Genomic DNA, 6,821 nt, shown 5'->3' on the forward strand with positions numbered 1-6,821 from the left:
AACTGCAGCGCGTAAACGGCCGGACGCAGCATCGGCGCCAGATCGAGCTTTTGCAGCAGTGCGCCGGCTTGCGGGTGCAGCAGGCGGTCGGTGACGGCCTGTCTTGCCTCGTGGCCGAAGGCAGTGAAGCCGGCGTCATAGTTCAGAAAGGTTTTCGCGGGTTTGCCGTCGATCCGGTCGCGCTGGTCCATGTCGAGCAGTTGGGGGGCCAGTCTGATTTTCAGCGTTGCGATCAGCCGTTTGCCTTCATCGCTTTGTAGATCGCTGTTTTCCAGGGCCTGATACAGCACGCGGCTGCGTTGCAAGTAGCTTGCGCGGTAGGTTTTCAGTTGCGCGTCGAGGCGTTTCAGATAGGTCTGTTCGGAATTCAGTTGCTGTTCGGGAAGCAACGGTGTTTGTGTATTGAACAGATGATGGCCGATAGCGTTGAGATCGTTTTTGATCTCTTCGGCGGTGGGCGCTGTGGTGTGGCTCATGGGCACTTTTTCCATGCTGAGGATGAGGGGGCAGCATGGCGAGGGACAGCGGGGGGTAGGTGGTATCTATATATGGGGGGCGTGATCTTTCAATGTATTCGACTTCGTCAAACGACGCCCCGGACCTGCTCGCGAAAGCACTGTGTCAGTCACTCCAACGGCTGAATGGGCTGACGCCTTCGCGAGCAGGCTCGCGCTCACACAGGGTTAGCTGTGTGTTGGGGGTTGGGGGATTTCGTGATTATCCAGCACGCGGTTCACCGCCAGTTCGGCGAGCATGATGATTTGCTGGATGGCCAGGATCGTGCGCCGCTGCGGCAGGTCGATGTAGGCGGCGATGTCGCTGGTCATAAGGCTGGCCTGGGCCAGCGATTCGCAGGCGTGGACCAGCAGGCTTTCGCTGTCCTGTTCGGGGGCGACCTGGAACATCGTGCTGGGTTTGTGAAAGCGCAGGGTCAAGGCGTTGGGTTTGAGGTAATGGTCGAGGGCGCGTTCGGCGGCTTCGTGGAATTTTTTGGAATCGGCGGATTGGTAGGGGGAGGTTTCGTTTGTTTCCGGCGGATTGGGTGTCGGCTTTTTCATTTTTGACTCCTTGGGAAATAATGGAGCCATCCCTCTAGTTGCCGCGACGCAATTCGAGGGTGGCAGCTATACGCGGGTTCGCGGACCGACTCCCAAGGCACTTCGGCATACCCGAAGGTATCCCGCGCACAGCCGCCATAAAACAAGCTGACAGACACTTATGTGCTTTAGTCAGCGGGGCGATTATGCCTTAAGAGATCGGGCCGCGACGCCCGTTCGCTGAATTTGCAGCGACCCCCCGAGCCTACCCAGCCGATTTCCGAGGCACAACCGACGCGACTTGTCGGAAAACTCCCTGCAATTTTCAACGTCTGTAGGACGAGCATATTTCCTACAGACAAACACTTTTCAACCTGTGGGAGCGAGCTTGCTCGCGAAAGCGGTGTGTCAGGCACCGTAGATGTTGAATGTGCTGACGCCTTCGCGAGCAAGCTCGCTCCCACAGGGTTCTCCGGTGGATTCAAAATAAGTGTGCACAAAAAAGGCGATGTCCCTCACGAGACATCGCCTTCATTTTTACCGCCGTTAAATCTTATTCCGGCAGTTTGTAAGCAATCACATAGTCACCCATCTTGGTGCCCAGCGAACCGTGACCGCCGACAACCAGCAGCACGTATTGCTTGCCGTCCTTGCCGGTGTAGGTCATCGGAGTCGCTTGGCCACCTGCTGGCAGACGCGATTTCCACAGCTCTTTACCGGTGTTCACGTCGTAGGCGCGCAGGTACTGGTCGAGGGTGCCGCTGAGGAAGCCGACGCCGCCCGCCGTGACGATCGAGCCGCCCATGCTTGGCACGCCCAGGGTGAAGCCGATCGGGATCGGCGAGCTGTCGCGGCTGGTGCCGTTTTTGCGTTTCCACACGACTTTGCCAGTGGTCAGGTCGATGCCGGCGACATAGCCCCAGGCCGGGGCCTGGCACGGTACGCCGAATGGCGACATGAACGGGTGCATGATCACCGCGTATGGCGCGCCGGTGTTCGGTTGTACGCCAGCGGTTTCGCTTTCGCGTTTGCTGCCGGCGGCGACTTTTTCGCGTGGCACCATTTTCGAAACGAAAGCCATGTAGTTCGGGCTGGTGAACAGCATCTGGCGAACCGGATCGACCGAGACGCCGCCCCAGTTGAACACGCCGACGTTACCCGGGTAGATCAGGCTGCCCTGTTCCGACGGCGGGGTGTACTGGCCTTCGTAGCGCAGTTCCTTGAACTGGATGCGGCACAGCATCTGGTCGAACGGGCTGGCGCCCCACATGGCTTTTTCGGTCAGTTCCGGCGCCAGCAGGTTGAGGTCCGAACGCGCTTGAGTCGGTGCGGTGAAGTCGCCTTTCACGGCGCCTTGCGGTACCGGGATTTCCTTGATCGGGATGATCGGCGTGCCGTCACGACGGTCGAGTACGTACAGGCTGCCCTGTTTGGTCGGGGCGATCAGCGCCGGTTTCACGCCGTCGGCGGTTTTCATGTCGAGCAGGGTTGGCTGGCTGCCAACGTCCATGTCCCACAGGTCGTGGTGGGTGAACTGGTAGTTCCAGCGCACTTTACCGGTGGCCAGGTCGAGGGCGACAACGCCGGCGCTGAATTTCTCGGCGCCGGGGGTGCGGTCAGCGCCCCACTGGTCCGGGGTCTGGTTGCCCAGTGGCAGGTAAACCATGCCGAGTTTTTCGTCGACACTGGCCAGCGACCACATGTTCGCCGAGTTGCGGCTATAGGTTTCGCCCGGTGCCAATGGCTCGGTGGCGTCTGGCTTGTCGCTGTCCCAGTTCCATACGAGGTGGCCGTCGCGCACGTCGAAGGCGCGGATCACGCCCGATGGCTCGTTGGTCGATTCGTTGTCGGTGACGTGACCGCCCATGATCACCAGATCACGGGTAATCGCCGCTGGCGAGGTGGAGTAGTAACCACCGGCGGTGAACGGGCCGATGCCTTGGGTCAGGTCGACCACGCCTTTGTTGCCGAAGCCTTCGCAGATCTTGCCGGTGTCGGCGTTCAGCGCGATCAGGCGGGCGTCAGCGGTTGGCAGGTACAGACGACGCGGGCAGGCCTGGGCAACGGCTTTGCCGGCTTCGGAAATCACCGCCGAGGCCGCGTTTTCCGCTTTGGCGTACGCGGCTTCGTCGTAGTACGACACGCCACGGCAGGTCATGTGGGCGAAGCCTTTGAAGCCGACCGGGCTCTTGATCTGCGGGTCGAAGCGCCACAGTTCTTTACCGGTGTCCGGGTCCAGTGCCAGCACTTTGCTGTGCGCGGTGCAGGCGTAGATCATGCCGTTGGCTTTGAGCGGGGTGTTTTCGTTGGTCAGCTCGACCGGGTCATCAGCCGTCGGCAGGTCGCCGGTCTGAATACGCCAGGCTTCTTGCAGCTTGCCGACGTTGGCCGGGGTGATCTGCTTCAGCGGCGAGTAACGGTCACCGAACTCGGTGCGGCCGTAGGCTTGCCAGTCGCCATCGGGCATGGCTGGCGCGGTGCTGGTGGTGTCCGCGGTGTCGCGGCCCAGTTCGCCGAAGGTTTCGCCCGGGTGGGTGAACAGGCTGGCCAGTGCGGTAACGCCGGCCAGAATCACGGCCACGGTCAGGCCGCCAGTGCCCATCGGCGCCGGGCCTGCGAGCAGCAATGGACGGCGGAACCACGGCAGCAACATCACAAAACCGAGGACGAACCACAGGGCCAGGCGCGGCACCAGTTGCCACCAGTCCAGGCCGACTTCCCACAAGGCCCAAACAGTGCTGGCAAACAGCACGATGGCGTACAGGCCCAGCGCCGCGCGACGGCGCATCAGCATCAGAATGCCGGACAGCGCGATGCCGATACCGGCCAGCAGGTAGTACAGCGAGCCGCCGAGCATGCTCAGCTTGACTCCCCCGGCCAGCATGGCCAGGCCCATCAGTAGAAGCAGAATGCCGAGCAGGCTCGGTAGCAGACGGCCCCGACTCGAAGCACTTTCGGTGCTCATAGTGTGATTCTCCGTGACGTTTATGTAGTCCCGCGCTGTAGTCACTTTAGATGACGATTTGGCACAGGCATGGTTCAGATAAAAACTTGTCTAGCTAACGAATTTCTTCTTCGCCCCCTGTGGGAGCTGGCTTGCCAGCGATGGCGCCACATCAGGCGACGTTGATGTCGAATGTGAAATCGCTATCGCTGGCAAGCCAGCTCCCACAGGTTTTTTCGTGGTGCTTTAGAACGACGACTGGATCTTGATCCCCGCGATCAGCGCGTCATCGACCTTGTCCACACCGCCCGGATGGCGGATGTATTGCAGGTTCGGGCGCACGGTCAGCCAGTTGGCGAGGTGCACGCCGTAATAAAGCTCGGCGCTGTATTCGGTGTCTTGCGGCGGCAGGAACGTCGGGTCGTCGTAGTCGTAGACGGCGTTGGCGCGGTTGCTCGCTTCGGCGTTCTTGCGGTACGCCGGGTTGACGTGCACGCGGGCCAGGGCGAAGCCGATGTCGTCCTTGGCGCGGGCATCGAACGGGCCTTTGTAGACCACGCCGGCCTGCACGTAGTTGTCGATCGCGTTGGTTTTCTTGTCGTGCATCGTGACGTTGGCGAACACGCTCAGGCCGCGCGAGTGGTCGCTGGCGATGCTGGTGACTTGCTGCTGTGCGCCGAACCACACGCCGTGCTTGCTCGACGCGCTGCGGTAGGCTTCGCCGCTCAGTGCGGCAGGCTGGCCGTTCTGGTCTTTATAGACGTCAGAGGCCTTGGCGCTGCTGTAGTAGTAACCGGCGCGGTATTCGCCGGGCAGGTCGTTGAGCTTCGGCGTCCACACCAGTTCGACCGGCAACACGGCGCCCTGGGTGCCGCTGCCGCTGAGTTTGAAGCCGTTGCCGCGATCGAGGTTCGACGGGTTCTGCTCGTAGGCGCCGACCTGGGCGTACAGCTCTGGTGTCAGGTGATATTTGACCCGCAGTGCCCACTGGCTGACCGGCCAGTTGTACCAGATGCCGCCGACCCAGTTGCCGACCTGCGAGCCGCAGAACGCCAGGTTCTGGAAGTCGCACGGGAAGCTGTTGAAGTCTTCGCCTTCACCGAAACGGCCGACCTTGATGTCGAGTTTCTGGTCGAAGAATTTCTGCTGATACCACATCTGTGTCAGGCGCGTGGTCTGGCCACGACCCCAGACTTCCTGCGCCGAGGTGAAGCCGCCGACGCGTGGATCGTTGATGCGGTCGTTGCTGATGTTGTTGCCGCTACGCTTGGTAATCGTCAGTTGAAACTCGGCGTCGTCCCAGCCGAGGATCTTTTGCAGGTCCAGGTGCGTGCCCAGACCGAACTGGTCGCTGTAGCGCGCAGTGCGGTCGTGGTCGTAGCCGCCGTGCAGGTTGCTGCCCATTTCGCCGGTGTAATCGAGTTTGAAGTCGTAGCCTTTTTCCGAGAGTTCGGTGCGGGTGCCGTTCCAGTCACCGAGCATGTACGGTGAGTCGCTGTCGAAGGCGGGGGCCGCCTGGGCGTAGGTGGCGAGGCCGAGTGCAGTGCAGCCGCCGAGCAGGCGAAGCGCTGAGATAGCGCTGTCTCTGGAGAAGGAAAAATCAGGCATGGATCAGTCTTTTTCGATGTTTTCTTGGGGGAAACCGGGCGCTTCAATGTGACGCAGGCAGTGAAGCGATTCAGCTGAAGGGCGGCAGGATAATGATCTGTAACAAAAAGACAAAGGGCTTTTGCTGACATGCAGCGTTTCGCAATCGGTAACAGTGCGTCAAACGGGCGCATTGTAGGCCGGGTCGCAGGCTGCGATCTTCTCCGGTTGGCCTACATTTGAAGCAAGGCCTTCCACCTGACCGGTCCCTCGGCTAAGGTGCGCGGCTTGTGCATTTTCCCATCGTCCAAAGGCCTGGCATGAACGACCACACTCCCGATCCGCTGCATGGCGTAACCCTTGAACAGATCCTCAATGCGCTGGTGGCGCATTACGAGTGGTCGGGGCTGGCCGAGCGTATTGATATCCGCTGTTTCAAGAGCGACCCGAGCATCAAGTCGAGCCTGACGTTTTTGCGCAAGACCCCGTGGGCGCGGGAGAAGGTCGAGCGTCTTTACGTGAAACTGATGCGCACCAAGCGTCCGCTCTGAGATGGATGTGCTGTCGCGGCGACGGCTGCTCACGCTCATCGCCAGCCTCGGCTGGGCCGGACTGAGTATTCAGCTGTACCTGATTTTCCTTGCGCGGCTGAGTGTCGACGCCAGCCTGCTGGGTGGGCTGGTGAGTTTCTTCAGTTACTTCACCGTACTGACCAACACCTTGGTAGCGACTGTGCTGACGTGCGCGGTCACCCGCCGCGAATCCGCGGCGCAGCGCTGGTTTCTGCAACCGTGGGTGAGCAGCGCGATTGCCGTCAGCATCACGGTGGTCGGCCTGGCCTACAGCCTTTTGCTGCGGCATTTATGGCACCCGCAGGGCTGGCAGTTTATTGCCGACGAATTGCTGCACGACGTGATGCCGCTGCTGTTTCTCGGCTACTGGTGGTGTTGTGTGCCCAAGGGGACGTTGCGCCTGTGGCACTTGCCGCTGTGGCTGATTTACCCGCTGGTGTATTTCATCTACGCCTTGCTGCGCGGGCACCTGCTCGGCGCGTATGCGTATCCGTTCATTGATGTGGCGGTGCTCGGTTATCCGCAGGTGTTGATCAATGCCGGGGGGATATTGGTGGGGTTTGTGCTGATTGCGCTGGCGCTGATCGGCCTCGACCGATTGCGCGGATCGCAGTCCTGAATGCATGCAAACCTGTGGCGAGGGGATTTATCCCCGATGGGGCGCGGAGCGGCCCTGAAACC

Annotated in this window: 6 protein-coding genes; 2 read left to right on the forward strand and 4 right to left on the reverse strand. The window is 60.9% G+C overall.

The window, feature by feature from the left end; genetic code table 11:
* From DBR24_RS33015 to DBR24_RS20165, 4 genes are all read right to left on the reverse strand, one after another.
* The coding region (locus DBR24_RS33015; RefSeq protein WP_256591678.1) for a hypothetical protein at nt 1–476 on the reverse strand (476 nt) is incomplete at its 3' end.
* 207 nt (nt 477–683) lie between these two features.
* Nucleotides 684–1,058: a DUF6124 family protein gene (locus DBR24_RS20150; protein ID WP_128615636.1), complete on the reverse strand. Its 375-nt coding sequence runs from the start codon at nt 1,056–1,058 to the stop codon at nt 684–686.
* 532 nt (nt 1,059–1,590) lie between these two features.
* Nucleotides 1,591–4,002 (reverse strand): glucose/quinate/shikimate family membrane-bound PQQ-dependent dehydrogenase, encoded by a 2,412-nt coding sequence (locus DBR24_RS20160; protein ID WP_128615637.1) that lies wholly within the window; start codon nt 4,000–4,002, stop codon nt 1,591–1,593.
* Nucleotides 4,003–4,227: 225 nt separating this feature from the next.
* A complete protein-coding gene (locus DBR24_RS20165) occupies nt 4,228–5,589 on the reverse strand; it encodes a carbohydrate porin (RefSeq protein ID WP_128615638.1) in 1,362 nt (453 codons plus the stop codon).
* Between the two features lie 299 nt (nt 5,590–5,888).
* Between DBR24_RS20165 and DBR24_RS20170 the strand changes: the two genes are divergently transcribed.
* Together DBR24_RS20170 and DBR24_RS20175 are read left to right on the forward strand one after the other, a co-directional pair.
* Nucleotides 5,889–6,119 carry a VF530 family DNA-binding protein gene (locus DBR24_RS20170; RefSeq protein WP_003227831.1) on the forward strand — a complete coding sequence of 77 codons (231 nt, stop codon included), beginning with the start codon at nt 5,889–5,891 and terminating at the stop codon, nt 6,117–6,119.
* Between the two features lies 1 nt (nt 6,120).
* Entirely contained in the window at nt 6,121–6,759 is a 639-nt protein-coding gene (locus DBR24_RS20175) for a Pr6Pr family membrane protein (protein WP_128615639.1), read from the forward strand.
* The last annotated feature ends 62 nt before the right edge of the window (nt 6,760–6,821 follow it).

This window comes from Pseudomonas sp. HMWF006 (genome assembly GCF_003061205.1).
GTDB lineage: Bacteria > Pseudomonadota > Gammaproteobacteria > Pseudomonadales > Pseudomonadaceae > Aquipseudomonas > Aquipseudomonas monsensis.